Raw genomic sequence first — 25,958 nt, 5'->3', positions numbered from 1 at the left:
CCAGATTATTGAGGGCTTATTCTTCCCTCTACACACCCTTTGGTATGCAGGTTGAAATCGCCTCATGGCCATTACAAAAATGCTTCCCCGGCTTCCCATCGAGCGAACCCTTGGCGTCATTTCAGGACGCTGGAAAGCCGTCATCATCTACGTCTTGCGGGAGGGTCCCAAGCGAACCTGCGAGATCGAGGCGCAGATTGCCGGCATTTCGCAGAAAGTCCTGATCCAACAACTCAAGGCGCTCGAAGAGCACGGACTCGTTTGGCGAAAGACCTTTGCAGAAGAGCCGCAACGCGTCGAATACACGTTGACGCCATTGGGATTGAGTCTTCAGCCGCTGATTTCGTCGCTCCAGGATTGGGGCCAGCAACATGCAGAAGAACTGGGCGAGGGCCATCGACTGCTATCGTGCGACGCGGTCGTGCGCTCGCTTGACGGCCGGCGGTAGAACGAGCATCGATCAGCTCTCAGCAGAAATGATCGTTTCCTGACTGACTTCAGCAGCCAGTTTCAATCGGTCAGCTTTACAAATGTATTTAGGCTTTTTCGGTGCCAATTTGGCGCTGGCCTTTTTGGCGTTGGCCTTGAACAACTGCTTTAGTTTTTTTTGACGGTTCATGTTTTTCCACCCGGCTTGTAAGTTGTTGAATGATATCAGCGTAGCCATTGCCTGGCAGGGCTTGTTGATCAATGTGGCTATTGCAAATCACCCTTCGCACGCATGACAATGCGAGTCATTATCACTCGCGAATTATTCCATCGTTATGTCCGCCAACGATTTATCCCTGCGCAGCGCCGTCAATGATCTGTATTGCGAGCATCACGGTTGGCTCAATGGCTGGCTACGCAAGCGTCTGGGCAATGCTTTCGATGCGGCGGACCTGGCGCAGGACACCTTCGTTCGGGTCATCAAGGCGCGAAACGCGCTGGAGATTCGCGAGCCGCGACCTTACCTGTCGATGATCGCCAAGGGCTTGCTGATCGATCTGTTTCGCCGCCGCTCGTTGGAACAGTCCTACCTTGAAGCCTTGGCCGCCATGCCCGAATGGCAGCAACCTTCGTTGGAGGAACAGGCGATCCTGTTGCAAGCCCTGATGGAAATCGACCGCCTGCTGCAAGGATTGGGGACCAAGGTCAAGCAGACATTCATCCTGTCCCAGTTCGACGGTCTGACCTACCCGCAAATTGCCGAGCGTTTGAATATCAGCGCCCGCACGGTCAACAACTACATGGCCAAGGCCATGGAGCATTGCTGTCTGATGCAGATTCGGTTGCAACTGGCGTGAGCCTTTCGTCCGCTGAGTTGAAGGCGATTGGTGCCGCCGCCCAGTGGTACGCCCGACTGCGGTCTGGCATCGCCACCGAGTCGGATCTGGCAGCCTGGAACGACTGGCTGGCGTCTGATCCTGACCATCGCCAAGCCTGGCAACGCATGGTCGATGTCGGCGAGCAGATGGCGAGTGTGCCGGGCTCCCTGGCGTCGCCAGCGTTGCGCGGCGCTGATCGATCCCGGCGCCAGGTGTTGCGCAGTGTGTTGGTGCTCGCGTCAGCCGGTTCGCTGGGCTGGCTGGGCTGGCGCAGTGAAACCTCCAGCAACCTGTTTGCCGATTTTCGAACCGCCGTGGGTGAGCGCCGTGAGTTTCGGTTGGCGGATGGCAGCGCGTTGCTGCTCAACACCGATACCTCGGTCAACCTTCGTTTCGACGGTCGTCAACGAGTACTCGAACTGTTGCGCGGCGAGATACGGGTGACGACCGCGGTTGATCCCTTGCAGCGGCCGTTCAAGGTGCTCACCCGACATGCAGAGGTATTGGCGCTGGGCACGCGTTTTATCGTCCGGTCCCATGAGCAGGGCGGTGGGGTGGCGGTGCTCGAGAAGGCTGTAGAGGTCTGTTCGGCTGGCGCTGGCGCTGGCTCGATGGTGCGCCTGGAGGCTGGCCAGTCGCTGGATTTCGATGGCCACTCATTGGGGGTTGTACGTCGCAACGATGCTTCGGTCGGTGCCTGGCAACAGGGGAGCATCATTGCCATCAATCGTCCCTTGGCCGAGTTGCTGGCCGACCTTTCGCGCTACCGCCCAGGTGTGCTGCGCTGCGATCCGCGTATTGCCCAACTGAAGGTGTCCGGCGCTTTTCCCATTGATAACACCGACCTGGCGCTGGCTGCGCTGGAAAGTGGGTTCTCGCTACGGATCACCCGGTACAGCCGGTATTGGGTCGATGTGTCGTCGCCTGCCAGTACGCTTTCACAGTGAGTTGAAAATAGTTTGTCTGCGTTTGCACTTTTCATGCGCATCGTTCGGCTCATCCCTCAATGAGTTTTTACAGATCGTTTTTGGGGGAGGGCAAGCATGTTTCGGGTGTACAAGCCGGGTCGTTTGACGACCGCAGTAAAGGTTGGGTTATTGGCGGCAACGACGGCTGGCGTCTGGTCAACCGTAACGCTGGCGGCACAGCTGCCGGCGCAACAGCATAACTCGGTCAAGTCCTTTGACATCGCTGGCGGCAGCCTGACCGAAGTCCTCAGCCATTTCGCCAGTGCGGCGGGTGCCGCCATTTCCTTTGATGCGCGACAAACCGATGGGTTGAAATCCCCCGGGCTCCAGGGTGCGTTTGGTGTCAGCGAAGGGTTTGCGCGGATTCTGGGTGGCAGCGGGCTGCAGGCCGAACCCCAGGCCAACGGTACTTATGTGCTGCGGCCGGTTCCGACTGTTGGCTCGGCGCTGGAACTGGGCGCTACCAACATCAATGGACAAGTGCTGGGCGCGACTACCGAAAACAGCGGCTCGTACACCACGGGTGCGATCACCATCGGCAAGGGTGAGCACTCGCTCAGGGAAACGCCGCAATCGGTCACGGTGATGACACGCAAGATGCTCGATGACCAGAACCTGAATACCATCGACCAGGTCATGGAAAAGACCCCGGGCATCACCGTCTACGACTCGACCATGGGCGGCAAGTACTTCTATTCGCGCGGATTCCGCATGTCGGGCCAGTATCAGTACGACGGTGTACCACTGGACATGGGCAACCTCTATGTTCAGGCCGACAGTTTCAGCGGTGACATGGCGTATTACGACCGGGTCGAAATTCTTCGCGGCGCAGCGGGAATGATGAAAGGCGCGGGCGGCACCGCCGGCGGGGTGAACTTCGTGCGCAAACGCGGCCAGACTGCCGCGCACACAGACATCACGCTGTCCGGTGGCAGTTGGGACAACTATCGCGGGCAGGTCGACACCGGTGGCCCGCTGAACGAATCCGGCACCCTGCGGGGGCGGGCCGTGGTCGCCGAGCAGAGCCGGCATTATTTCGTAGACGACGCCAGTCGCAAGGATCAGGTGTATTACGGCGCGCTCGACGTCGACCTGAGCCCCGACACGACCCTCGGCCTGGCCGTTGCCTATGAAGACGTGGATGCCAGCCCTTGCTGGGGCGGCCTGCCGCGTTATCGGGACGGCAGCGACTTGAAGCTCAGCCGCTCGACCTGTCTCGATCCTTCGTGGAACACCTGGCGCAGCCAGCGCACCACCGTTTTCAGTGATCTGAATCAGCGGATCAACGACGACTGGACCTTGAAGGTCGCCAGTGTTTATACAAAAAACACCCAGGACATCAAGTACGCATTCGCTTCCGGTGCCGTGACGCCCGGCACCAATACCACCGGCATGCTGGGCAGCATGTACGACTACGATCAGGTCGATTACGGTCTGGACGCCTATGTGGATGGCAAGTTCGACGCGTTCAGTCAGCGACATGAACTGGTCGTGGGCTTCAACGCCAGCCGTTCGAAAAAGGACGACTTCTACTCGGTGGCGTTTCTGCCGCAGCGGCAGAATGTGTTCAACCCCGACAAGCATATTCCGGAGCCGGATGACAGCTACTTCATCGATAACTCGTCTCGCGGCGGGCCGGTCAATTCAGTGACTAAACAGAAGGGCGTGTACTCGACACTGCGTTTGAAACTGGCTGATCCGCTGACTTTTGTCGTCGGCAGTCGGGTGAGCTGGTACGACTCCGATACCGACTCCGACTTCATCAACACGGGTACCTCGGAACATTCCAGCACCACAGAGACTGGGCAGGTGACGCCCTTTGCCGGTGTGCTGCTGGACCTGAACGAGCACCTGACGGCTTACGCCAGCTATTCGGAAATCTTTACACCGCAAGGCAATTACCGCTCGGAAGACGGTGCTGCGCTCAAGCCGCTCGTGGGCCAGAGCTATGAACTGGGGATCAAGGGCGCCTGGTTCGACGGTCGCCTGAACAGCTCTTTCAATCTGTTCCGTACGATCCAGAAAGACCAGGCGCAGACTGACTTCAACTCGGCCTGCCCGTCATCCGATGGTTACTGCTACGTCAATGCCGGCAAGGTTCGCGCCCAGGGTTTCGAGGCCGAGATCAGCGGTGAAGTCATTGAACGCCTGCAGGTGTTGGCGGGTTACACCTACACCCAGACCAAGACCCTCGACGACATCGACACCAGCCTGAACGGCGCAGCGTTCAACAGTTATGTGCCTCGGCATATGTTGCGTATGTGGGGCAATTACGCCCTGAGCGGGTCACTTGAGCGATTCACCATGGGTGCTGGCGTCAACGCGCAAAGCGATAACTTCCGGATATCTCCCTCTAGCGGCGAGAAAATCAGCCAGTCAGGTTATGCGATCTGGAACGGTCGCATCGGCTACCGCATCGACGACACCTGGTCGGTTGCGCTCAACGGCAACAACCTGTTCGACAAGCGCTACTACGCCACCATCGGTACCGAGACCTTCGGTAATTACTACGGTGATCCACGCAACTTCATGTTGTCGGTCAAGGCGAGTTTCTGACGCCGGCAGCGATGGCTTCCGGGCTATGTACACGGCCGGTAGGGCTAATTGGCGACTCGGCCCACGCCATGTTGCCGCACCAAGGCGCTGGCGCAGGGCAGGGGCTGGAGGACGCTCGGCTTTTGGCACGACTGCTGGCGGATCCACAGGTTTTGGTGAGCCGCCCGCAAGCGGTTCTCGAAGTCTATGACGCTATCCGTCGCCCACGAGCCTGTCGTGTGCAACGCACATCTTGGGAAGCGCTGACGTTGCGATAGATGGGTGAAGTAAAGTCAACCAGGTGCCTGCGTTCTTCAGTCACGGTCAGGTTAGATGCCGCAATATCACCTTTGCCGGCAGCCAGCGCCGGCAGCAATTCATCCCGTGCCACAGGAATGAGCACCACCCGCACTTTCAGAGCCTTGTGCTTGAGCTTTTTAGTTGTTCACGCTGGGGTGTCTGAGGGGACGACTTTGTCTCGGCTGCGGCATAGATCGGGCCGGCGAAAAGAGCGAACGCGAGAGCCGCAACGGCGTGGATAATAAGCGTTGAACGTGTAGGTGAATGAACCGTACGGTGTGTTACCGGATCGCGCGCTCCCCGCATGGTCAGTGCTCCGCAAGTTGTGTTCGTCTAACTTGCCGAGATGGCCAAGATCATGACTCCAGAAGAACACAGAAAAGCTTAGTTCAGCGATGGCAGCCGTTCCATGCCCTGGTGCCGGGCATGCGCCTTGCGTAAGCGCCCATCAGTCACTCCTTGCGAGACTACATGGATAGCTGTTGGGCTCTCCCTCTTCCAGTCTGGGCCGCAGATCCGCGACTGCTCGCCGCCAACCTTTTTTCTCCAGCTTTATCGCCCGGATCAAGCTGGATGTGCTCGATCTAGAGGTTGCGCAATAACGGAGCGGTGCAGCAGTGCTATCGTTTTAACTATTGCAAGCGATTAGTTAGCATCTGGAATGCCTATTCGACGTCAGGAAACCAGTCGCTTCGAAGCAGTTGAGACCTCTAAACGATCATTGATCAACCCAGCAGACGCCATTGGATATTACGGATGAATGGAATGGCGTCGCGGGCAAGCGGATCGAAATTTTCGAGCGATAGTTGACTATGAAAATCACCAGCCTGATTGTGGCCCTGCTTGTACTTATACAAGGGTGCGCCATGGCGCCGCCGCGCCTGTCCGCGGTGCCGACCGAGTTGACGGCCAGAGCGGAGATCCCGGGAATGCCCGGGGTGCGTTATGTCGCTGGCGGAGACATGACAGAGCTGACCCGAGTCGCGATTGACGCGTTGCGGCGGGAACAGGCTTACCTCGTGAAGCAGGGGCACAAGGGGGCCCTACCGCCAGCGGTATTTCTGGCTATTTCGGGCGGTGGTGACAATGGCGCGTTCACCGCGGGAATGATGAATGGCTGGACGGCTGCAGGAACGCGCCCTGAATTCAAACTCGTTACTGGCATCAGCACGGGCGCGCTGATTGCGCCGTTCGCTTTTCTTGGGCCGAAGTACGACGCGGAGCTGAAGAGGGTCTATACCACCTTGTCGCCCAAAGACGTCATTTTGCATCGCAGCTTTTTCGCAGGCGTTTTGGGCGATGCGATGTCGGACAACGCACCGCTGTTGGAGCTGACGCGCAAATCGGTGACCGATGACATGCTCAAGGAGATCGCCGCCGAGTACGCGAAGGGCCGCTTTTTGTTGATCGCCACCGCCGACCTCGATGCGCGCCGCCCCATTATCTGGGACATGGGGAAAATCGCGACCTATGGGGGTCCTCAGGCCTTGGACCTCTTCGTGAAAATCATGATCGCCTCCGCCTCGATTCCGGGAGGATTTCCGCCCATGATGATCGATGTGGAAGTTGACGGTAAAACCTATCAGGAAATGCACGTGGACGGTGGCATCATGGCGCAGGTATTCGCTTATCCGGCCGGGATGCGTATCAATGAGGACGCGGCAAAAGTAGGATTCACCCGCGAGCGCAAACTCTACGTGATACGCAACTCGCGTCTCGATCCGGACTGGGCGCAGGTCGAGCGCAGCACTATGAGCATCGCTGGGCGCGCGGTTGCCTCGTTGATCCACAGTCAGGGCATCGGCGACTTGTACCGGATCTATGCGACCACTCAGCGCGACGGCGTGGACTTCAACCTCGGGTTCATACCGTCGAGCTTCAACTTCCCCCACAAGGAAGAGTTCGACAACGAGTACATGCGCAAACTCTACGACACCGGTTATGACATGGCGTTGCAGGGCTTCCCGTGGCTCAAAGTGCCGCCCGGGTTCGCTCCTCCAGGTGCAACAGCAACGGAGAAATAGTGAGCGGGCGCTGCGCTCAATGACAAGCTCCCGCAGAAAGAACACGCTTGGCGGTAGAGAGTCAGGAGTGATTTAACTTATGTATTGCCATCGGTCACGGGATAGGAGCGTCTGCACTATGCAAAAAACCCTCAAACCAACCCAATAACAGAGCAGCAAAGGTCAACGCCTTTCAGACTCAGACCCCGACAAGGTGGGTCAATATCTCCAGAAAACCGGAGTTACAAGTACCAATACAGTCAGGATTTCCAGCCTTCCCAGGAGCATTCCAACGGTCAGTAGCCATTTGGCGGCATCAGGTAATGATGAGAAATTACCTGCCGGCCCAATGATCGTGCCAAGCCCAGGCCCGACGTTACACACCGCAGTGGCTGCGCCGCTCAATGCCGTTGTCCAATCAAGTCCAATGAGAGCCAAGCCCAAGGCGATGGCTGCAATAGTGATGGTGAAGAAAAACGAGAAGGTCAAAAGCGAGCGCAAGATCTCCTCGTCGATGGGATGACCGTTGTACTTCTTCTGAATCACGGCGCGAGGATGGATCAACTGCTTCAAACTACTGACCAATAGGGCGGCAGCCACCTGAAAACGGAAGATTTTAAGACCGCCTGCAGTTGAGCCTGAACAGCCTCCGACAAAGGTCAGATAGAAAAAGAGCAAGACAGCGAAACTGCCCCATAACGTGTAGTCGCCAACCGCAATTCCGGTGGTCGTGACGACCGAGGTCACATTGACTGCCACGATACGAAACGCATCCCACCATCCGTAATCGCTATTAAAACAAAGCCAGGTACCCACAGCCAGCGATGTGACGAGCAAGAATCCAATGAACCCGCGTACCTGGTGGTCCTTGATCAGCGCACGCCGATCGCCCCGCAATGACGCGACGTACAAGGTGAATGGCAGGCTGCCCAGAATCATGATGGCCACTGCCACCCAGTGAATCGCTGGTTGCGTCCAATGCCCAAGTGAGGCGTCCGAAGTTGAGAACCCCCCGGTAGAGATCAACGACATTGCGTGGTTGAGCGCTTCAAATGGCGTCATTCCAGCGAGCCAGAGCGCCAGAGCTCCGATGCCAGTAAGCCCCAGATAGAGCAAAAGAATGTACTTGGCTGCCACATGGGAACGCGGTGTCACTTTCTCCGACCAATCTGAGGACTCTGTCTGGAACAGACGCATGCCGCCTACTCGCAACAGTGGAAGGATCGCCACAGCCATGCCGATAAAACCGATGCCTCCCAGCCAATGCAGCATGGAGCGCCATATCAACAAGCCGGGAGATGAATTATCCAGGCCGGTGAGTACAGTCGAGCCAGTGGTTGTGATGCCAGACATCGTTTCAAAGAATGCGTCGGTGTAGCTGATATCGCTGATGAACACCATTGGTAACGCTGCGAAGGTGCATACAACTACCCAGCTTCCGGTAGTCAGCAGGTACATATCCCTGGGACGAAGCTGGCCAGCATCCGGGCGCCCCCGCACGATCAAGGGGAGGCCGCAGATGAAAGTAATCAAACTCGACCAGAGAAATGCCGACAGATCGTCACTGCGCTCATAGGCCACCAGTGTGATCATGGGAATAGCCATGCTTACGGCCAGCGTGATCAGGAAAATGCCCAAGATAAAGCCGATAAGCCGAATTGCTGCGAGGGACATAACAGTAGCGTTCCAAATTAGCACCGCGCAGTATCGGATGCCCAACCTGAAAGCCCCGTAAATTTTGCGTAAAAACTTCTTCAAGCAACCAGTAGGGCTACGTGCGTAAAAGGGTAGCTTTGGGTCGTTTGCGACCCCTCGCTACAGGCAGAAATCGGCCGATTGCAGTCCCTCGCGACTGGCACAACCCTTTGCGGTCATTCGTAGAAGCCAGTGAACATTGTTTCTCTACATAGCGCCCAAGTTGGATGTCGCAGAGCGCTTTCCCGCAATTCTTCTCCGGTCACCTTGCTCAATGACTCAAACCATTGTCGCCAGTTGGTGAAGTTCGGCAACGGTCATCGTGAATACAAGCTTGATGCCGCCGTCATTCGCATAGTGATGAGGCACATCTGTTCTTGCTACCGCAGAACAACCAGCAGGGATGAGCAATTCAGTTGTATCCACTTTCAGCTTGAGCTGCCCTTGTTCCACATGAAATAGCTCGAATGTCCCTTGTGCGTGCCCTGGTGATTCGAACAGCTCTCCTGGCTGCATCTCCCAGCGCCATAGTTCGATCATGTTTGCGCCGCTCGTACCGGCAAGCAGGCGGGCGGTCCCGCCCAGGGGGCCAGTCCACAATGTTGGGATATGCTTGCCCTCAATCACATGCACAGTGGGTGCGTTGGCCACGTCCACAATGTCTGCCACCGACACGCCGAGCGCTGCCGCAAGCTTGCAGAGGATGGCAATGCTGGGATTGGCGTGACACTTTTCAATCTCGACCAACATGCCTTTGCTGACACCGGCTCTTCGGGAGAGCTCATCCAGAGAGAGCTTTTGTCTTTTTCTGTGTTCCTTGAGCTTGGCAGCGATAGCCTTGCTGACGGTTTGCACATCGGCGCCCGAGTCGGTCGATATATTGACTTTTTTAGTCATTGGTCAATATCCTAAGATAAATTAGTCATTGGAGTGATTCTGAGATGCTCTCAGTCCTGCCGTCAATCAATCCGAATATCGCCAGCCTGGCCCCCGGCTTTCGTGCGCTCAGCATCAGTGTCGAAGCAACAGACATCGCCAACCCGAGTATTGCTACGCAAGCGCTGAGTCGTGCCTGCCAATCACTAACCAGCGGAGATGCCCCATGGGCAGAAGCGCATCTATTGGCGTGGGCAAACGTATTCAGGAGGTTCGGTGCTAAGCCACAGCGCACACCCTGTTCCGCCGAAGCATTGCGAAAGCGAGTGCTACGCGAAAGCAGCCTGTCGAGCATTGATCCGATTGTCGATTTGTATAACGCCATCAGCATCCAATACGCCATCCCCGTCGGCGGCGAGAATTATGCGGCCTATGTAGGCGCACCAAGATTGACTATCGCTGATGGAACCGAGCTATTCGACACCATAAAAGAGGGTGTACCGGCCCACGAATCACCCGATGTAGGGGAAGTGATTTGGCGTGATGACCTCGGGGTGACATGCCGACGTTGGAATTGGCGCCAGGGCGTCAGAACCCGCTTGAGTGCTGAGGCAAAACAGATGTGGTTCATTCTGGAAAGCTTGCCGGTCATGCCGCTAGAAGCATTGACTGAAGCTGGTGACCAGTTGATCGAAGGGCTACAACTCATGATGCCTGGTGCGGTGATAGAGTCGACCCTGATCGGTTTCGACGCACCGTAGCGTGAGGCTCGTATAGCAACGCTTGTGCGCAGTCTACTTGTTCGGAGCTTCCCTAATATCCGACATCTACAGCAAGGAATTTCCCATGCTTATGTATCAAGTCGATGCCTTCACAGACCGGCTTTTTGCGGGGAATCCCGCTGCCGTCCTCGTGCTTGACGACTGGCTGACAGACGACATGATGCTTGCCATCACGCAAGAGAACAACCTTGCCGAGACTGCCTTTGTCAAAGTCAGGTCTGACGGCGCTTGGGATTTGCGATGGTTCGCCCCGGCACATGAAGTCGATTTCTGCGGCCACGCCACCCTTGCGACCGCACATGTGCTGCTAACAGAGATGAAAGCCGAAACTCCTTTAGTCTTTCATACGCGCGTTGGCGAACTGCGGGTTTCCACAGTCTCAAAAGGATACCGACTGGATATTCCACGCCTGTCACCTGAGCCTCTGGAAGCGCTTCCAGCAGATATCGCGAGTATTTTTGTGGATCCTCCTGCGTGTATCTTCCGAAATTTTGAGAACATATTTGCCGATCTTGGCAGCGCAGATGCCGTGCGCAGCTTCGCTCCGGACTTTCCTGCGATTGCTCTCCTTGGCCCGATCGGTCTTGTTGTGACGGGGCGGGGCAGCAGCGGGGAGCGAGCGGATTTTGTGTCTCGATACTTTGCCCCTGGAGCCGGTATTTCCGAAGACCCGGTTACGGGATCAATCCACGCCACACTGGTTCCCTATTGGGCCAGTCGACTGGGACGCCACAGGCTCATGGCTTATCAGGCATCGGCACGTGGAGGGTGGCTTGATTGTGAATTGACTGAAGATCGCGTTTTTCTTGTTGGGAACGCCATAACTTTTATGGAGGCCAGGATTTTCCTTCCCCGTGATTCGGCATAAGGAGCCAGATGTCCTCATGCCTGTTGCCATGGACAGTAGAGAGCGGTGGCCGAAAGACTACTGGCAGAGCACGTAATTGAGACGCCAGTTCATCCAACAAGCGTTGCGCTATTACCCCTCCCTGGAGCCAACATGTACTTACCTGCGCATTTCAATGAGTCACGCATTGATGTCCTGCATGAATAACATTGCAAAGCATCCATTTGGCAGCCTGGTTACACACGGCAAGAACGGGTTGGATGCCATTGCGGTCGCGGTTGTTGACGGTTTTGAATTTACTGCCATCGATGGCGACCAGATTTTCTCCAAACAGTCCCAACTGCTGACACCGTACAACGAACTGGCGACAGACGCCCCGGAAGGCCTTGCTGTTGTCTTTTCGGAAGTTAGCGATGGAGCGCCCAAGAAAGTGTGAAATTGCAAAGTTTGACACTCGAACTCCAGCAGGTGGATGCAGAGTTGAATGCGGCGGTCGGGCACTTTTGCACATAAATATTGACGGTTAATGCGAAAGGTTTTCTTCGTTGGCTAGCTGAATAGTCGCGGCCGGATCAAAGAGCTAAGGCTGTGCATGGGTGATGCAGCCGATTTCGATGAATAATAAAGTCTACCTTTCATGCCGCTAAGACTTTAGTGAAAAAAATTCAGTTCGTAGTGAAAAGCCCAAGGGGTTCATGGGTTTTCATTGACCCCGAAATTGTAGCATCAGCAAAAATAGTGGGTTACCAGGTCGCAACGGTGGGAGGCAAGTTATGGATTATTGGAGGGGATATCAGCTGGCAACGTCAGTTAATGCTGGCTAATCAGCCCAAGCAGGTCTCGCTATTCCGCTCGCTTGTCATTCCTGAAGTTGAGCAAAGACTCAGTGAATTGCGCCAATGGCTTACCCAAGTTGCCAGTAGTGATCTTGTTAATGTGCTGTTATGCCATGATGGTCCTGCTCTGCAAGCCTATGGCCCACTGGAATTTAAACTTGCCACTGAAAAATAGTTTCTGAAATCTATTGGTCAATGCAGATTCAATTGTAGCTTCTCCCGACGGGCAGCAATCGGCCGAGGCTGTGTAAAAACGTTTTCGAGCAGCTTTGGCGGCCTAATTGGGAGCTAAAATCGCGCTCCTATGTAAATCCCAGCTCTAGCACAGATTGCAACGTCAGTTCGAACCCTACAAGCCGTCGAACTTGATTGTATAACGGCCATCAAGGTAGGTCGCGGGCTGCTTCTTCATTTGCCCCAGAATGCCTAGGGTGAACAGTGTCAAGCCTTGCGGCGCCTGGATGGTTAGCGTGCCCTCGAGGGCTCTGCAAGTTGGATTTTTCGCTACAAGCTTGCTGGCAATAGCCGAGACTCGCTACGTTTGGACGACAAAGGAGAGAATATTTTTAACAAGATACAGCGGGCGCGCCAATTGGAGCTACCCTCTGAGGAGGCATATGGGTATCCTGCGAGAATAATTATCAAATGAAAAACTCAGCCAAAATTATCGATTACTCATTTAAAATATTAAAAGCAGAATGGCCAAATTTAGTATTGTGGTCATATCTGCTATCACCTTTGATTGTTAGAACGCTAACAAACTATCAACACTCTAAAATTGATTTATTGGTCTTTTACACCCTTAGCATGTCGGTGTTGTGGCTTTTGGCAATTAGATTTATTTCATCCAATCAATTCAAAGTTCACATCATTCTGCTGCCATTCTATTTGGTAGCAGCTGTTGATCTATTTTTGGTTTTGAATTTCAACTCGAGATTAACAGCTGCCTATATATTTATTGGCTTGACAAATCATCAGGAAGCCAGCGAATTTTTGCCGACCTATTGGCAGCCAATCAGTATCGTTTTGGTGATTTTTATATTTTGTTATGGGGTTGGATTAATAGGTCTGCATAAGCGCGAATTATATAAAAACAAAGGTATTTTTGTTCTGGTTGTTAGCGCCTTGCTAGTGGGGTATGGGGCGTATTTTTATAAAACCGTCAAACTTAATTCTCTCGGGAAATCTGCAGTCATGGATCTCCTTGCAAAAGATCAAAGCACGCCAGTAGGTTATTTATCGCAAATTGCTCTTACTGCAGACTTGTATTTGGGGACGGAGAAACTTATCAAGCGCCGTCGAGAATCTGATGTAAAAATAACCAGCATGTCGAATCAATCAAATATAGAAACCATTGTTTTTGTGATCGGTGAGTCATCACGGCCGCACAACTGGTCCCTCTACGGTTATAACAAGGAAACAACCCCAAATCTTGGTAAGCAGGCGGGGATTTTCAAGTTTAATCATATTTGCACGACAGCCCCATATACCTCGTTCGCGGTTCCTTCAATGCTGAGCCTTGAGCCTATATGGGATTGGGAATCCATTGTGTCAACAAAATCATTGGTGAGTATATATCGCGCAGCCGGGTACATGACCTATTGGTTGTCTGTGCAGGAAGTTGATAGTTTTGGCGGAATAATTCCACAAATAGCTGCAGAGGCACAGTACCGTCATTATTTTGAGAGAAGCTATGATGGAGCATTAATTTCAGAATATGAAAAAATACTAAAAAAAAGCGATACAGAAAAGAAAGCCATATTTATTCATGTCAAGGGTAGTCATTTCGAGTATTCACGCCGATACCCAGAGCATTTCGATAAATTCCAGCCGTCAACAAACAGCTTCAAAGACAAAATTACCGCGGAATATGATAATAGTATTTTATATACGGACTGGCTATTAAGCACAATTATTGATCAATTGAAGTCAAGCAAAAAACCATCTGTCTTGTTTTATTCATCGGATCATGGTGAAAACATGATGGATGACAGTCGAGGGCTCTTGGGTCATGGAATTGGCAATAAATATGACCTCCCGGTTTCGGCATTTATCTGGGCGTCCGATAATGTTTCAAGCCAGCAATCGCTTAAGCTTTTAAAGCTGAGGGAAAGAGAAAGTCAGAAAATCAGCATATCATCCTTGCCACATACTCTTTTAAATATCACTGGGGTTTTCACGAGTAAGTATAAAAGTTCGGATGATTTATTGAGTGATGATTTTGTATCGTCGAAATGTCCACATCTGCTCGGCGCAGGCTATGTTCCATCGTTTGATTTTGACACCCATTAAATAGCCCTCGCTGAACAACGCCGCAAGGCGTTGATCCATCAGGTTGACTTCCTGATTTCAGGTCTGGCGTGCAATTCCACGGCAGTAAGGCTTCAAAGTCATCTCACGACACGGCCTGTGGCAACATCATCCAACGCTCCTGGAAGCTATTGATGTGGAGGCGCAGATTGCAACGTCAGCGCAATCTACCAGGCCATTATTTTAAAATAGACGGGCTAGTTATTGGCTCGCAGGCGTGCGTGATGATGCTGTATTGGCAGGGGGCGGCTGCGCGTCGCCTAAGGTTGTGCTTGCGTGACGCCTTTTTTCAAAAACAACCAGTTCGACGCCTGCAGACCGTCGAACTTGATTGTATAGCGGCCATCAAGGTAGGTCGCGGGCAGCTTCTTCATTTGCCCCAGAATGCCGTGGGTGAACAGTGTCAAGCCTTGCGGCGCCTGGATTGTTAGCGTGCCCTCGAGGGGCTCAACGTAAAAAGGTATTTTGGCGTCGTCTTGGGGGATGGCACGGGTGCCTGACGAAATCAGTAAATCCTGCGATCGGCCCAAAGGCGCGTCATCCAGACTTTGCACCACCACACTGGCGTTGGCGGTCTTCACTTGAACTTGAATGTTGCCAAGGCTGATCGACTCGCCGCCGATCCAGCCGGTAGCGGCCTGGGTACGTGGTGTATTGATGGTGTAGATGCCTTGTTTCCAGTTGCGCTTTAGCTCACCCGTGTCTGTCGTGGACTCGCTGGCATTGGTGTCCAGCAGCGACTGGCCAGGGTCATGAAATTCCTGTGCATTGCTTGGGATAACGCTCTGTTGCAACCAAGGCAATTCCGGCGTCTGTGGCATCGCGATTTCCAGCTTGCCTTTCTCCATGGCTGTGCGCAGTAGAGCAGAGTTGGCCGGTGTGATCATTTGGTTGAACAGGGTGCTTGGCGTCGGCGCGAAGACGTAGGTCGTTGTTGCTTCGCGAACGTCTGCACGGCGATAAAGCAAGGCGGCGGCGGGCAGAGTGGCCAGCATTGCAGGGTCGTTATAGGTGTGCCAGTTGCTGGCACTCATGTCTTCGCCCCCCAGTGGCTCCTGGCTGTAGGCATATTGCATCAGTGCATCCCAGCCTTGGTGTCTGGCGGTGCCGGCGATATAGAGTGGCAGCGAGTGACGGTCTGGTGTCGGGAAGGGCTCATTGTTCCACTCGGTGACGGTCAAGGGTTTGCCGATGACCTGGCCGGCGGCAATCCAATTCACTATGCCGTCACTGTAGAGCGGGTTTTTCTCTATCTGTCCCGAGCCCCCGTAGCTATGGACATCGATTACGTCGCCGGCAGTAAGGGCCGGCAGGGAGTTCAGACCATTGCGGCCCCAGCTACTGGTTGTGGCGATGGGGACCTTCACGCCTATTCCACGCAGGTGTTGAATCATGTCGACGTTGAAACGTCGCTCCAGATCGTTAAGGAACAGCTTGGAGGGGCCTGGCTCCCAGGAGCGCCAGGTCTGGTCTGCAGACAGATTGTGCTGTTTGGCAAAAGCCTCGGCCTCAGCCATGTAGACGCGATTGTGCTTCGGCAAATTCTTGTCTGGCAACAAGGCGTTGCCAAAGTGATTGGTGACGTCGTTTTCGTTGGTAATCAATACGGCGGCGATCGCCGGGTCGTCTTTGTAGGCGAGACCGGTGTAGCTGTTTACATGGGTCAGGTAGGCTTCGGCAAAGCGCTTCATGGCTTTCTGAATGGTGAGATTCACATAGGAATAGCCCTTGAGATAGGTAAAATTCTGCTCTTCTTTTGGCAATTCATCGAAGCCATAAATGTTGTCGTTTTCAGTGAAGACTCGCTGGACGTGCAGATCGAGCCACACATAAATGCCTTCGTCTTTCAGGCACTTGATCCACCAGTCGATTTTTTTCAGCGATTCCGGGCTCAGTTGCTGGGTGCTGCGCGTGACCCTGCCGTCGCCAAAGATGTTCGGGAAGACCCATGGCGAGTCATGGTGGTGCAGTCGTACAAGGTTGAAGCCCAGTGCCGACAGGCGTTTGGCCTGCAGCTTGATTGCATCGTCTGACGTTTGGAACAGCGTGTAGGCCGAAAGGTTGGTGCCCCAGAAATGCGCCGCAGTGTTGTCCGCAAATAGCAATTGCTCGCCGGAGGCTTTGATGAAGCCGCGCTTGCCTGCAGGTTTTTCCTGAGCGTTGAGAAAGGACAGGTCGACCGGCGAGGTTTTCCAGTCGAGCTTGTCAGTCGGCCAGCTCTTTGGGTCCGACAGCCCGAAGCGCTCGGTAGTGGTCGGGCCGACCGCCACATCGCCAGAAACGCTCAAGGTGGCTGTGAAATCCTGGCGGCCAGGTTTGATCGTGTTCTTGTAGAAAAAAGCGCGCACCTCGGATTTACTGCCCGATTCAAAGTACACACCCGCCAGTGCGGGCTCGAAGCGCATTTCGATGCGTCGACCTTGTGCATTGCCCCAGGTCCAGCCGCGGTTTTCGGGTAGCAAAGTGGGCTCGCCCATTTCTCCAGCGAAAAGAGCGGGGTCGAATTCGAAGACGATGCCACCACCTGAAACGCCAGACTTCCCGCTGTGTGCATCCAGGGTAAAGTTCCAGGTCAGCTTTTGCTCGCCTTGCTTCTGAATCTGCGCAGTCAAGTCGAAATCCAGCGCTTTATTTTTGCCTGCAAGGGAGTATCGATAAGGGGTGTTTACCTTGAATTCGGTCTGCAAATACGTCCAGTCCCAGTTCCTTCCAAAGAACGAGAATGTCGTAGCAACTACCGGACTGCCACCACGCACCAGCATTGGCAGGCCGTTGCGCTCATCCACACTGACGACCCAGTCCGACGCCCAGGTACGAAACGGCCAAATAGCAAAAAACAGCAGTAGCAGGAGCAGTATCTGGGGACGGCGAAACAATTGGACCATGGGTTCTACCTGAGTTGGAGATGGGCACTCGCCGTGACGGTGGTCGAGGTGTGCTTGAGCCTGCGCGCCATCTGAGCATAGATAACTTCCAGTCCAGCCACCGACCAATACACCACGGGGATCACCGTGATACTGCTAACGGTAGCGATGGTGATCAGGATCCCGGCCAGTGTCGCCAGAAGTGCACGTCCGAGTCGGCGTGCCTCATCGTCTGGTGTTGAGTCAGTTGTTGGGGGCGCCAGCTTGAGCGCGGCTGCACATTTCGATCATTAAGTTGTCAGTTTCGGTCATTGAGTGCCGACGGTGCGGCTCTTAGTCTGTCGAACATGACTGACGGGGGCCGTAGAGCTCCCGCTTTATCCGTGATCGCTCGCTGTGGAGTTACCGATGACCGCCGCTCACTACCCGCACCTGCTGGCCCCGCTGGACCTGGGATTCACCACGTTGCGCAACCGCACATTGATGGGTTCGATGCACACCGGCCTTGAAGAAAAGCCCGGTGGTTTCGAGCGCATGGCGGCGTACTTCGCCGAGCGTGCCCGTGGCGGTGTCGGCCTGATGGTCACCGGGGGGATCGGCCCGAACGACGAGGGCGGTGTGTATTCTGGTGCGGCCAAGCTGACCACCGAGGAAGAAGCGCTCAAGCACCGCATCGTCACCCGTGCGGTGCATGAGGCGGGCGGCAAGATCTGCATGCAGATCCTCCACGCCGGTCGTTATGCCTACAGCCCGAAACAGGTTGCGCCAAGCGCCATCCAGGCGCCGATCAACCCTTTCAAGCCCAAGGAGCTGGACGAGGAAGGCATCGAGAAGCAGATCAGCGATTTCGTCACCTGCTCGACCCTGGCCCAGCAGGCCGAGTACGACGGCGTCGAGATCATGGGCTCCGAAGGTTACTTCATTAACCAGTTCCTCGCCGCCCACACCAACCACCGCACCGACCGCTGGGGTGGCAGCTACGAAAACCGCATGCGCCTGCCGGTGGAAATCGTCCGTCGCGTGCGTGAGGCGGTTGGCCCGAACTTCATCATCATTTTCCGCCTGTCGATGCTCGACCTGATCGAAGGCGGCAGCAGCTGGGAAGAAATCGTGTTGTTGGCCAAGGCCATCGAGCAGGCCGGTGCAACGATCATCAACACCGGTATCGGCTGGCACGAAGCGCGGATTCCGACCATTGCTACCAAAGTGCCGCGCGCGGCCTTCAGCAAGGTCACGGCCAAGCTGCGCGGCTCGGTGAACATTCCGCTGATCACCACCAACCGCATCAACACCCCGGAAGTCGCCGAGCAGATCCTTGCCGAGGGCGATGCCGACATGGTCTCCATGGCGCGGCCGTTTCTCGCCGACCCGGACTTCGTCAACAAGGCCGCTGAAGGGCGCGCCGATGAAATCAACACCTGCATCGGTTGCAACCAGGCGTGCCTGGACCACACCTTCGGCGGCAAGTTGACCAGTTGCCTGGTCAACCCGCGTGCCTGCCACGAAACCGAACTCAACTATGTGCCGGTGCAGCAGATCAAGAAAATCGCCGTGGTCGGTGCCGGGCCTGCCGGCTTGTCCGCCGCGACCGTGGCGGCCGAGCGTGGCCATGCGGTGACGCTGTTCGATTCGGCCAGTGAGATCGGCGGCCAGTTCAACGTCGCCAAACGGGTGCCGGGCAAGGAAGAGTTCTTCGAGACTCTGCGTTACTTCGGTCGCAAATTGCAGACCACCAATGTCGAGGTGTGCCTGAACACCCGCGTCGATGTGGCGAAACTGGTCGAGGGCGGCTACGACGAGATCATCCTGGCCACCGGCATTGCGCCGCGGTTGCCGGCGATTCCGGGGGTGGAGAATGCCAAGGTGCTGAGCTACCTGGACGTGCTGCTTGAGCGCAAACCGGTGGGCAAGCGTGTCGCGGTGATCGGTGCCGGCGGTATCGGTTTCGACGTCTCGGAATTCCTGGTTCACCAGGGCGAGGCGACCAGCCTGAACCGCGATGAGTTCTGGAAGGAGTGGGGCATCGATACTCACCTCGAAGCACGCGGCGGTGTCGCCGGGATCAAGGCGGCACCGCATGCGCCGGCCCGCGAAGTGTTTTTGCTGCAACGCAAGAAATCCAAGGTCGGCGACGGCCTGGGCAAGACCACCGGCTGGATTCACCGCACCGGTCTGAAGAACAAGAAGGTGCAGATGCTCAACAGCGTCGAATACCTGAAGATCGACGACGAAGGCCTGCACATCCGCATCGGCGAAACCGGCGAGCCGCAACTGCTGGCGGTGGACAACGTGGTGATCTGCGCCGGACAGGACCCGTTGCGCGAGTTGCAGGACGGCCTGGTGGCGGCGGGGCAGAACGTGCATCTGATCGGAGGCGCGGATGTCGCGGCGGAACTGGATGCCAAGCGGGCGATCAATCAGGGTTCGCGGTTGGCGGCTGAGTTGTAATACGCAGGACCCGCGTGCCAATGGCAATCGTTGTAGGAGCCAGGCTTGCCGGCGAAGAACGATGACGCGGTTTTTCAGATACACCGCAGCGTCTTGTTCGCGGGCAAGCCTCGCTCCTACAAGCTGCTAAGATGCCGGCTGTTTACCCAGAGCCGGCATCAATGCTTCTTCCTCCCAACAATTGGCTACCCCAAGCCCCCCTCGACCGCCTCCACCTCGACTGGCTAACCACCGCCAACATCGAACTCGCCATCCTGCGCCTGGACTTGATCGACCCGCTGATCAGCGGCAACAAATGGTTCAAGCTCACCGAACACCTCAAAGCCGCCGACCAATCCGGCGCCAAAGGCATCATCAGCCTCGGCGGAGCGCATTCCAATCACCTGCATGCGTTGGCCGCTGCCGGCAAGCGTTTCGGTTTTGCCACGGTCGGCCTGTTGCGCGGGCACCCTCAGCAAACGCCGACGGTGAACGATTTGCAGGCGTTCGGCATGCAACTGCACTGGCTCGGTTATGGCGGCTATCGGGCGCGGCATGAAGCGGGTTTCTGGGAGCCATGGCAGGCGCTGTATCCCGACCTGTATCCGGTCCCGGAAGGCGGCGGAGGTTTGCAGGGGGCACAGGGCTGCGTGCAGCTCAAAGCATTGGCCTGCCGACAACTGAATGATCTGGGCTGGAGCGACTACGACGGTTGGTGGTTGGCCTGTGGGACCGGCACGACCCTGGCCGGCCTGGTCATGGCCGAAGCGGGAGGGCATCCGGTCTACGGTGCACTGGCAGTGCCCGGTGATCACGGTGTAGCACAGCAGGTCGAGAGCATCGTGGAGGAGGCGGGCGTGAATGCTCCGTCTTATGAACTGTTCGACGCCAGCCGAGGTGGCTTTGCCAAGGTCGACCCGCTGTTGCTCGAATTCATCGCGCAGACCGAGCAAGCCAGCGGTATTGCGCTGGAACCGCTGTACACCGGCAAGGCGTTACTGGCGCTCAGGCAGCAGGTCGAGGCGGGGAGGTTTGCCCCAGGCACGCGGCTGATCTTTATCCACACCGGTGGATTGCAGGGCTGGCGGGGATTCAATCCACAAGCCTGAAAAACGCTGCAGATCAATGTGGGAGCGAGCTTGCTCGCGATGGTGGTGTGTTAGTCAACGGACGTGTTGAATGTAATGCCCCCATCGCGAGCAAGCTCGCTCCCACATGAGTTGCTGCCAGCCTTAGGTTCAGCTCACCCGCTTGGGCATCATCCGCAACAAGGTGTTATCGCCCACCACATAGTGATGATACAGCCCGGCGACGGCGTGCAGGCCAATCAGCCAGTAGCCGAGGGTGCCACCGAGCTCGTGCCAGCCCTGGATCTGCTTGGCCAGGTCCTTGTTTTCCGCGACCAGCAGGGGCAGGTCGAAACCGTAGAACATCACCTGGTTACCTTTGGCGCTGGTGACCAGCCAGCCCAGCATCGGCATGGCGATCATGAAGATGTACAGCGCCCAGTGCATCACTCTGGCCAGCACCGTTTGCCACTGAGGCGAAGCCGGAAAGATCTGTGGTGCCGGGCCGAGGCTGCGGGCGAACAGGCGTAGCCAGACCAGCACGAATACGGTCAGGCCGAGCATGAAGTGCGATTCCACGATCAGCGTTCGACCACCGCTACCCTTGGGAAAGAGGCCGCGCAGTTCGATACAGGCGTAAACCAGGGCCAGCAGGACCAGCATCAACCAATGCAGCGCGATCGAGACGGTGCTGTAGCGCGAGTCGGAATTTTTCCACGGCATACGGTGTTCCTCACAGGGGGGCAGCCACCGTTAACTGTAATCCTGTTTCACCGGGTTTGCCTGAGGCTCTTTGACGCGGAATGCCCTCTGTAGGAGCGAGCATGCTCGCGATGGACGTCAACGATAACGCGCGTGTTTGCTGCATAAACGCGTTGCCCTGACGTTTTTCGCGAGCATGCTCGCTCTTACAGGAGGGGCGGTGAGTCAGTTGGATTGCGGCATCTCGCCTTTGGCCAGGCGCTTGTTGATGTCGGCAATCACTTGCGGCAAGTCGGTGATGGTGTCGATCATGTAATGCGGGCGCGAGCCTTCGAACAGCGCGTGAATGCGCTTGCGCTCGCTGTCCAGCGTGTCGCTGTCCAGGGCACGATAGCCTTCGTAGTCCAGGCCCAGCGCGTTGCCCGAGCAGATCAGCGCCACGGTCCACATGCCGGCACGACGGCCTTCGAGAATGCCCGGCACGGTGTCATCGATCTTCACGCAAGCGGCAACATCGTCGATGCCCAGGGCGATCACGTTGGCCAATGCTTGAGCTGGCCATGGGCGGCCGTTCGGCACTTCGTCGGTGGCGACCACGTGGTCGGCCACGTAACCGTTGGTGGCGGCCAGTTCGACGACTTTATCCATGACCTGTTTCGGATAACCGGAGCAGGAGCCAATCTTGATCCCCTGTTGGCGCAGGTTGGCGATGGTGTCCAGGGCGCCGGGAATCAGCGCCGAGTGTTCGGCGATTTTCTCGATCTGCAGTGGCATGAAACGCTGATAGATGGCGGTGACGTCATCGTCGGTCGGGGTACGGGCGAACACGTTGCGATAGCGCTCGGCGACTTGTGGCTGATCGCACAGGGTGCGGATGTGGTCCCACTTGCCCATGCCCATCGGGCCACGAGCTTCTTCGATGGAGACCTGGACGTCGAACTCGGCGAAGGCCTCGACGAAAATCTGCGTCGGCGCGAACGAGCCGAAGTCGACCACGGTGCCGGCCCAGTCGAGAATGGCGGCTTGCAGTTTGGTTGGGTTGGTGTAGTTCATGGTGATCAAATCCTGTGGCAACTGGCTAAATGGGGAGCTGCTTTTTGTGGGAGCGAGCCTGCTCGCGAAAGCTCTGGATCAGTCGATATTGATGTTGAATGTCCGACCGTCTTCGCGAGCAGGCTCGCTCCCACAGGGGGAAAGGGGTGTGGTTTAGATCTCTAGTACTTCCATTTCGCGAAGCACTTCGGCAATCGCCGCCACGGCTTCGCGCATTTCCGCCGGTTGGACATGGCCGATGCAGCCGACGCGGAACGTCTCGACCTGGGTCAGTTTGCCGGGGTAGAGGATGTAACCCTTGGCCTTGACCCGCTCGTAGAACTCTTTGAACTGATAACGCGGATCTTTCGGTGCATGGAAAGTGGCGATGATCGGTGCCTGGATGGTGGCTGGCAGGAAGCTGCGCAGTCCAAGCGTGCCCATCTCTTCCATCAGGGCCTGGCAGTTGGCGGCATAGCGCTGGTGCCGGGCTGGCAAGCCACCTTCTTCGTTGTATTGCAACAGGGCTTCGTGCAACGCAGCGACCACGTGGGTCGGTGGGGTGAAGCGCCATTGCCCGGTCTTGGCCATGTAGGTGTGCTGGTCGTGCAGGTCCATCGCCAGGGAGTGCGAGTTGCCGGCGGCGTTGGCCAGGGATTCTTTGCGGGCGAAAACGAAACCCATGCCCGGCACGCCTTCCAGGCATTTGCCGGAAGCGGCGATCAGGGCATCGAACGGCACTTGTTGTGCGTCCACCGGCAGCGCGCCGAAGGAGCTCATGGCATCGATGATCAAGCGTTTGCCGTGTTGTTCGACCACCTGGGCAATTTCCGGCAGCGGATTGAGGATACCGGTGCTGGTTTCGCAGTGAATCAGTGCAACGTGGGTGATGCCGCCGTCGGCCCGCAGCAGACGGTCGACGTCGGCGGCGGTGGTCGGTTCGTCTTCGGCGGTTTCGAAGGTGCTGAAAGAGCGCCCCAGCACTTCGCAGATCTTCGCCAGGCGTTTGCCGTAGGCGCCGTTGATCAGCACCAGGATCTTGCCGTCGCGCGGCACCAGCGTGCCGATCGCCGCTTCGACGGCGAAGGTGCCGCTGCCTTGCAGGGGCACGCAGTGGTGGCTGGCCGCGCCGTTGATGATCGCCAGCAGTTGTTCGCAGAGGCTGGCGGTCAGCTGGTTGAAGCGGTCATCCCATGAACCCCAGTCAACCATCATCGCCTGACGGGTGCGGGCCGAAGTAGTCAACGGGCCGGGGGTGAGCAGGATGGGTGCGGCAATACTCATTCTCGTGTCCTCGCAATCGATGGGATGAAGCTACGGGGCTTAAATTGCAATTTGCCGAGTTATCAATCAAATTGTTTGTTGTTATGCCAGCCATCAGTGAGAGTTATTCATGAACCTGTTTCAGCTCCGCGCTTTCGATGCCGTGGCCCGGGAGGGCAGTTTCACTCGGGCTGCCGCGCGGCTGTTCATCAGCCAACCGGCGGTCACCGGGCACATCAAGGCGCTGGAAGAGCACTACCAGATCACCCTGTTGCGCCGCACCGCCCGAAGGGTGGAGCTGACGGAGGAGGGCACCCGGCTGGCGTCGATCACCCGGGCGATGTTCGGCCTGGCCGAGGAGGCGCAAGCGATGCTGGAGGCCAACCGGCAGTTACTGACCGGGCGCCTGGAAGTGGCGGCGGACGGCCCGCACATGGTCATGCCGATGCTCGCGAGACTGCGTGCGCGTTATCCGGGGATCACCGTGAACCTGCGCCTGGGCAATGCCCAGGAAACCCTGGCTGCGCTGTTGTCCGAGCATGCCGACGTGGCGGTTTTGACCGAGGTCGAGCCGCGCAAGGGCCTGCACTTGCAAGCCCTCAGCGAATCGCGGATTTGTGCGTTGGTGCCCGAGGGTCATCCCTGGGCGCGGCGGACTCAAGGCGTGCCGCTAAAGGAACTGGATCAGGTGATCATGGTGTTGCGTGAACCGAGTTCGATCACCCGACGCACCTTCGATGACGCCTGCGTCCAGGCGAAGGTCAATCCGCGGGTGTTGCTGGAGCTGGACAGCCGGGAAGCGGTGACCGAGGCGGTCGCTGCCGAGTTGGGGGTGGGGGTGGTGTCGTCGGTGGAGGTCAGCCATGATCCGCGAGTGGCGGCGGTGCCGATCATCGGCGGGGGGTTGGTCAACCGGCACATGATGGGGTGCATGGAGCGGCGGCGGGATTTGCGTTTGATACAGGCGTTTTTCGGGTTGGCGCCAGGCAGGTAGACCGAGTCGCCTGTATTCGCGAGCAAGCCCGCTCCCACTTTTGACCGCGTTCTTCCTGGAGAAATGCAATCAAATGTGGGAGCGGGCTTGCCCGCGAAGGGGCCGGGCCTGCCTACACAAGACTCCCACGCACCATCTCCAGAAACGTCGCCACAATCCGCCGCGAGCTCTGTTCGCGCAAGCACACCAGCGTTTCCGTCAGCCGTCTTTTGCAATCGGTGATCGGCAACGCGCACACCCGCGAGTCGGCGCCGAATTCTGCCGCCGACACCACGCCAATCCCGATCCCCACCACCACCGCCTCACGCGCGGCTTCCCGACCTTCGACCTCAATCGCCGGACGAATGCGGAACCCGGCGCCGGCCATTTCTTCCTCCAGGGTCTGGCGGGTCACCGAACCGATTTCCCGCAACACCAGCGGCGTATTGTCCAGGTCCGCGAGGGTAATGGATTCGCGATCCGCCCACGGATGATTGCGCGACACGAACGCCACCATCGGGTCATTGCGCAGCGCCAGCGTGATCAATCGTTCGTCACTCACCTCGCGGCCGAGCAACGCCAGGTCGGCCTGATAGTTGAACAGTCGAAACAGCGACTCATCGGTGTTGCCGGTTTCGATCTTCACGCTGATGCCGGGGTAGCGTTCGCAAAACCGGGCGATCTGTGGCAGCACATGCACCGGCGCATCCACCGCCAGGATCAGGCTGCCGGTCTGCAACGCCTGGGAATCCTGCAACAACTCCTGGGCCTCGGCTTCGATCACGAACAGTTTCTGGGTGACGCCCAACAAGCGCTCGCCCAGGTCGGTGAGGCGTACCGAGCGTTTGTTGCGGTGGAACAGCAACACACCGTAGCGCTCTTCGAGTTTGCGCACCTGGTCGGAAATCGCCGGCTGGGTGAGAAACAACCGCTCGGCGGCTTTGGTGAAGCTTCCATGCACGGCCACGGCGTGGAAAGCTTTGAGTTGGGCGTGGGAAACCGACATGGGAATCTCCAGTAACAAGCTGAGCTTGTTTTGGAAATACGATAAATCGATTTCACTTATTAATCAGTAATTGTTTTTATCCACCTCAGCCGCCGTGATTGCTCAGTCGAACAACGCAGGGCCATGAGCCCGTGCGTGCAACAACAGGACTCATCTGACCGGAAT

21 protein-coding genes and 3 pseudogenes are annotated in these 25,958 nt (G+C 56.7%); 13 read left to right on the top strand and 11 right to left on the bottom strand.

Annotated features, from left to right (window positions below; all coding sequences use genetic code 11):
* Positions 1-64: 64 nt before the first annotated feature.
* Positions 65-448, top strand: coding sequence for a winged helix-turn-helix transcriptional regulator (locus ACA054_RS21770; RefSeq protein WP_497686108.1), 384 nt, complete (start codon positions 65-67; stop codon positions 446-448).
* Between the two features lie 12 nt (positions 449-460).
* Here the strand turns inward: ACA054_RS21770 and ACA054_RS21765 are convergent, their stop codons facing one another.
* The gene (locus ACA054_RS21765) at positions 461-619 is read right to left on the bottom strand and encodes a DUF2986 domain-containing protein (protein ID WP_497686107.1); all 159 of its coding nucleotides are present in this window, start codon (positions 617-619) and stop codon (positions 461-463) included.
* A 145-nt stretch (positions 620-764) separates the two neighbouring features.
* On the opposite strand from ACA054_RS21765, the gene ACA054_RS21760 reads away from it, so the two are divergent.
* From ACA054_RS21760 to ACA054_RS21745, 4 genes and pseudogenes are all read left to right on the top strand, one after another.
* Positions 765-1,286, top strand: coding sequence for a sigma-70 family RNA polymerase sigma factor (locus ACA054_RS21760; protein WP_497686106.1), 522 nt, complete (start codon positions 765-767; stop codon positions 1,284-1,286).
* On the top strand, positions 1,283-2,254 hold the full coding sequence (locus ACA054_RS21755) for a FecR domain-containing protein (protein ID WP_497686105.1): 972 nt from the start codon (positions 1,283-1,285) through the stop codon (positions 2,252-2,254). The genes ACA054_RS21760 and ACA054_RS21755 overlap by 4 nt, the downstream gene beginning before the upstream one ends.
* A 96-nt stretch (positions 2,255-2,350) precedes the next feature.
* Positions 2,351-4,831 carry a TonB-dependent siderophore receptor gene (locus tag ACA054_RS21750; protein ID WP_497686104.1) on the top strand — a complete coding sequence of 827 codons (2,481 nt, stop codon included), beginning with the start codon at positions 2,351-2,353 and terminating at the stop codon, positions 4,829-4,831.
* A gap of 15 nt (positions 4,832-4,846) precedes the next feature.
* Positions 4,847-5,073: pseudogene (locus tag ACA054_RS21745) on the top strand (FAD-dependent monooxygenase); the annotation flags it as partial.
* On the opposite strand, the gene ACA054_RS21740 reads toward ACA054_RS21745, so the two are convergent.
* Positions 5,016-5,222, bottom strand: coding sequence for a transporter substrate-binding domain-containing protein (locus ACA054_RS21740; protein ID WP_497686103.1), 207 nt, complete (start codon positions 5,220-5,222; stop codon positions 5,016-5,018). The pseudogene ACA054_RS21745 and the gene ACA054_RS21740 sit on opposite strands and share 58 nt — an antisense overlap.
* 700 nt (positions 5,223-5,922) lie before the next feature.
* On the opposite strand from ACA054_RS21740, the gene ACA054_RS21735 reads away from it, so the two are divergent.
* Positions 5,923-7,134: a patatin-like phospholipase family protein gene (locus tag ACA054_RS21735; RefSeq protein WP_497686102.1), complete on the top strand. Its 1,212-nt coding sequence runs from the start codon at positions 5,923-5,925 to the stop codon at positions 7,132-7,134.
* A gap of 198 nt (positions 7,135-7,332) precedes the next feature.
* Here the strand turns inward: ACA054_RS21735 and ACA054_RS21730 are convergent, their stop codons facing one another.
* Together ACA054_RS21730 and ACA054_RS21725 are read right to left on the bottom strand one after the other, a co-directional pair.
* On the bottom strand, positions 7,333-8,787 hold the full coding sequence (locus tag ACA054_RS21730) for a TrkH family potassium uptake protein (protein WP_497686101.1): 1,455 nt from the start codon (positions 8,785-8,787) through the stop codon (positions 7,333-7,335).
* A gap of 300 nt (positions 8,788-9,087) precedes the next feature.
* Entirely contained in the window at positions 9,088-9,705 is a 618-nt protein-coding gene (locus ACA054_RS21725) for an XRE family transcriptional regulator (protein ID WP_497686100.1), read from the bottom strand.
* Positions 9,706-9,749: 44 nt separating this feature from the next.
* Here ACA054_RS21725 and ACA054_RS21720 point away from each other — a divergent pair, with 44 nt between their 5' ends.
* Positions 9,750-10,445, top strand: coding sequence for a B3/B4 domain-containing protein (locus ACA054_RS21720; protein WP_497686099.1), 696 nt, complete (start codon positions 9,750-9,752; stop codon positions 10,443-10,445).
* A gap of 85 nt (positions 10,446-10,530) precedes the next feature.
* A complete protein-coding gene (locus tag ACA054_RS21715; RefSeq protein WP_497686098.1) occupies positions 10,531-11,334 on the top strand; it encodes a PhzF family phenazine biosynthesis protein in 804 nt (267 codons plus the stop codon).
* A gap of 244 nt (positions 11,335-11,578) precedes the next feature.
* Here the strand turns inward: ACA054_RS21715 and ACA054_RS21710 are convergent.
* A pseudogene (locus ACA054_RS21710) lies at positions 11,579-11,734 on the bottom strand (IS5/IS1182 family transposase); the annotation flags it as partial.
* A 233-nt stretch (positions 11,735-11,967) separates the two neighbouring features.
* Between ACA054_RS21710 and ACA054_RS21705 the strand changes: the two are divergent.
* Positions 11,968-12,324, top strand: coding sequence for a hypothetical protein (locus ACA054_RS21705; protein WP_497686097.1), 357 nt, complete (start codon positions 11,968-11,970; stop codon positions 12,322-12,324).
* 470 nt (positions 12,325-12,794) lie between these two features.
* Positions 12,795-14,441, top strand: a complete 1,647-nt coding sequence (locus ACA054_RS21700) for a phosphoethanolamine transferase (protein ID WP_497686096.1) — start codon at positions 12,795-12,797, stop codon at positions 14,439-14,441.
* A 278-nt stretch (positions 14,442-14,719) separates the two neighbouring features.
* Here the strand turns inward: ACA054_RS21700 and ACA054_RS21695 are convergent, their stop codons facing one another.
* Together ACA054_RS21695 and ACA054_RS21690 are read right to left on the bottom strand one after the other, a co-directional pair.
* Positions 14,720-17,344: a glycoside hydrolase 5 family protein gene (locus tag ACA054_RS21695; protein WP_497686095.1), complete on the bottom strand. Its 2,625-nt coding sequence runs from the start codon at positions 17,342-17,344 to the stop codon at positions 14,720-14,722.
* 5 nt (positions 17,345-17,349) lie between these two features.
* Positions 17,350-17,556: pseudogene (locus ACA054_RS21690) on the bottom strand (O-antigen ligase family protein); the annotation flags it as partial.
* 175 nt (positions 17,557-17,731) lie between these two features.
* Here ACA054_RS21690 and ACA054_RS21685 point away from each other — a divergent pair.
* Complete coding sequence (locus ACA054_RS21685) at positions 17,732-19,771, top strand: 2,4-dienoyl-CoA reductase FMN-binding domain-containing protein (RefSeq protein ID WP_497686094.1); 2,040 nt, start codon at positions 17,732-17,734, stop codon at positions 19,769-19,771.
* Positions 19,772-19,932: 161 nt separating this feature from the next.
* Positions 19,933-20,859 (top strand): 1-aminocyclopropane-1-carboxylate deaminase/D-cysteine desulfhydrase, encoded by a 927-nt coding sequence (locus tag ACA054_RS21680; protein ID WP_497686093.1) that lies wholly within the window; start codon positions 19,933-19,935, stop codon positions 20,857-20,859.
* Between the two features lie 129 nt (positions 20,860-20,988).
* Here ACA054_RS21680 and ACA054_RS21675 read toward each other — a convergent pair whose 3' ends face one another.
* From ACA054_RS21675 to ACA054_RS21665, 3 genes are all read right to left on the bottom strand, one after another.
* The gene (locus tag ACA054_RS21675) at positions 20,989-21,540 is read right to left on the bottom strand and encodes a cytochrome b (RefSeq protein WP_497686092.1); all 552 of its coding nucleotides are present in this window, start codon (positions 21,538-21,540) and stop codon (positions 20,989-20,991) included.
* A 204-nt stretch (positions 21,541-21,744) separates the two neighbouring features.
* Positions 21,745-22,572, bottom strand: a complete 828-nt coding sequence (gene phnX / locus ACA054_RS21670) for a phosphonoacetaldehyde hydrolase (protein ID WP_497686091.1) — start codon at positions 22,570-22,572, stop codon at positions 21,745-21,747.
* 153 nt (positions 22,573-22,725) lie between these two features.
* Positions 22,726-23,835 (bottom strand): 2-aminoethylphosphonate--pyruvate transaminase, encoded by a 1,110-nt coding sequence (locus tag ACA054_RS21665; RefSeq protein WP_497686090.1) that lies wholly within the window; start codon positions 23,833-23,835, stop codon positions 22,726-22,728.
* Between the two features lie 109 nt (positions 23,836-23,944).
* On the opposite strand from ACA054_RS21665, the gene ACA054_RS21660 reads away from it, so the two are divergent.
* On the top strand, positions 23,945-24,808 hold the full coding sequence (locus ACA054_RS21660) for a LysR substrate-binding domain-containing protein (protein WP_497686089.1): 864 nt from the start codon (positions 23,945-23,947) through the stop codon (positions 24,806-24,808).
* A gap of 112 nt (positions 24,809-24,920) precedes the next feature.
* Here the strand turns inward: ACA054_RS21660 and ACA054_RS21655 are convergent, their stop codons facing one another.
* A complete protein-coding gene (locus ACA054_RS21655) occupies positions 24,921-25,793 on the bottom strand; it encodes a LysR family transcriptional regulator (protein WP_497686088.1) in 873 nt (290 codons plus the stop codon).
* Positions 25,794-25,958 lie beyond the last annotated feature (165 nt).

The organism is Pseudomonas sp. LBUM1653 (genome assembly GCF_059716115.1).
This window is presented reverse-complemented; position numbering and strand designations above follow the sequence as displayed.

What these genes read in the sequence shown, in the direction of transcription:
- ACA054_RS21770 (WP_497686108.1), top strand. Translation starts at nt 65, where the DNA reads ATGGCCATTACAAAAATGCTTCCCCGGCTTCCCATCGAGCGAACCCTT.
- ACA054_RS21765 (WP_497686107.1), bottom strand. Translation starts at nt 619, where the DNA reads ATGAACCGTCAAAAAAAACTAAAGCAGTTGTTCAAGGCCAACGCCAAA.
- ACA054_RS21760 (WP_497686106.1), top strand. Translation starts at nt 765, where the DNA reads ATGTCCGCCAACGATTTATCCCTGCGCAGCGCCGTCAATGATCTGTAT.
- ACA054_RS21750 (WP_497686104.1), top strand. Translation starts at nt 2,351, where the DNA reads ATGTTTCGGGTGTACAAGCCGGGTCGTTTGACGACCGCAGTAAAGGTT.
- ACA054_RS21735 (WP_497686102.1), top strand. Translation starts at nt 5,923, where the DNA reads ATGAAAATCACCAGCCTGATTGTGGCCCTGCTTGTACTTATACAAGGG.
- ACA054_RS21730 (WP_497686101.1), bottom strand. Translation starts at nt 8,787, where the DNA reads ATGTCCCTCGCAGCAATTCGGCTTATCGGCTTTATCTTGGGCATTTTC.
- ACA054_RS21725 (WP_497686100.1), bottom strand. Translation starts at nt 9,705, where the DNA reads ATGACTAAAAAAGTCAATATATCGACCGACTCGGGCGCCGATGTGCAA.
- ACA054_RS21720 (WP_497686099.1), top strand. Translation starts at nt 9,750, where the DNA reads ATGCTCTCAGTCCTGCCGTCAATCAATCCGAATATCGCCAGCCTGGCC.
- ACA054_RS21715 (WP_497686098.1), top strand. Translation starts at nt 10,531, where the DNA reads ATGCTTATGTATCAAGTCGATGCCTTCACAGACCGGCTTTTTGCGGGG.
- ACA054_RS21700 (WP_497686096.1), top strand. Translation starts at nt 12,795, where the DNA reads ATGAAAAACTCAGCCAAAATTATCGATTACTCATTTAAAATATTAAAA.
- ACA054_RS21695 (WP_497686095.1), bottom strand. Translation starts at nt 17,344, where the DNA reads ATGGTCCAATTGTTTCGCCGTCCCCAGATACTGCTCCTGCTACTGCTG.
- ACA054_RS21685 (WP_497686094.1), top strand. Translation starts at nt 17,732, where the DNA reads ATGACCGCCGCTCACTACCCGCACCTGCTGGCCCCGCTGGACCTGGGA.
- ACA054_RS21680 (WP_497686093.1), top strand. Translation starts at nt 19,933, where the DNA reads ATGCTTCTTCCTCCCAACAATTGGCTACCCCAAGCCCCCCTCGACCGC.
- ACA054_RS21675 (WP_497686092.1), bottom strand. Translation starts at nt 21,540, where the DNA reads ATGCCGTGGAAAAATTCCGACTCGCGCTACAGCACCGTCTCGATCGCG.
- phnX (WP_497686091.1), bottom strand. Translation starts at nt 22,572, where the DNA reads ATGAACTACACCAACCCAACCAAACTGCAAGCCGCCATTCTCGACTGG.
- ACA054_RS21665 (WP_497686090.1), bottom strand. Translation starts at nt 23,835, where the DNA reads ATGAGTATTGCCGCACCCATCCTGCTCACCCCCGGCCCGTTGACTACT.
- ACA054_RS21660 (WP_497686089.1), top strand. Translation starts at nt 23,945, where the DNA reads ATGAACCTGTTTCAGCTCCGCGCTTTCGATGCCGTGGCCCGGGAGGGC.
- ACA054_RS21655 (WP_497686088.1), bottom strand. Translation starts at nt 25,793, where the DNA reads ATGTCGGTTTCCCACGCCCAACTCAAAGCTTTCCACGCCGTGGCCGTG.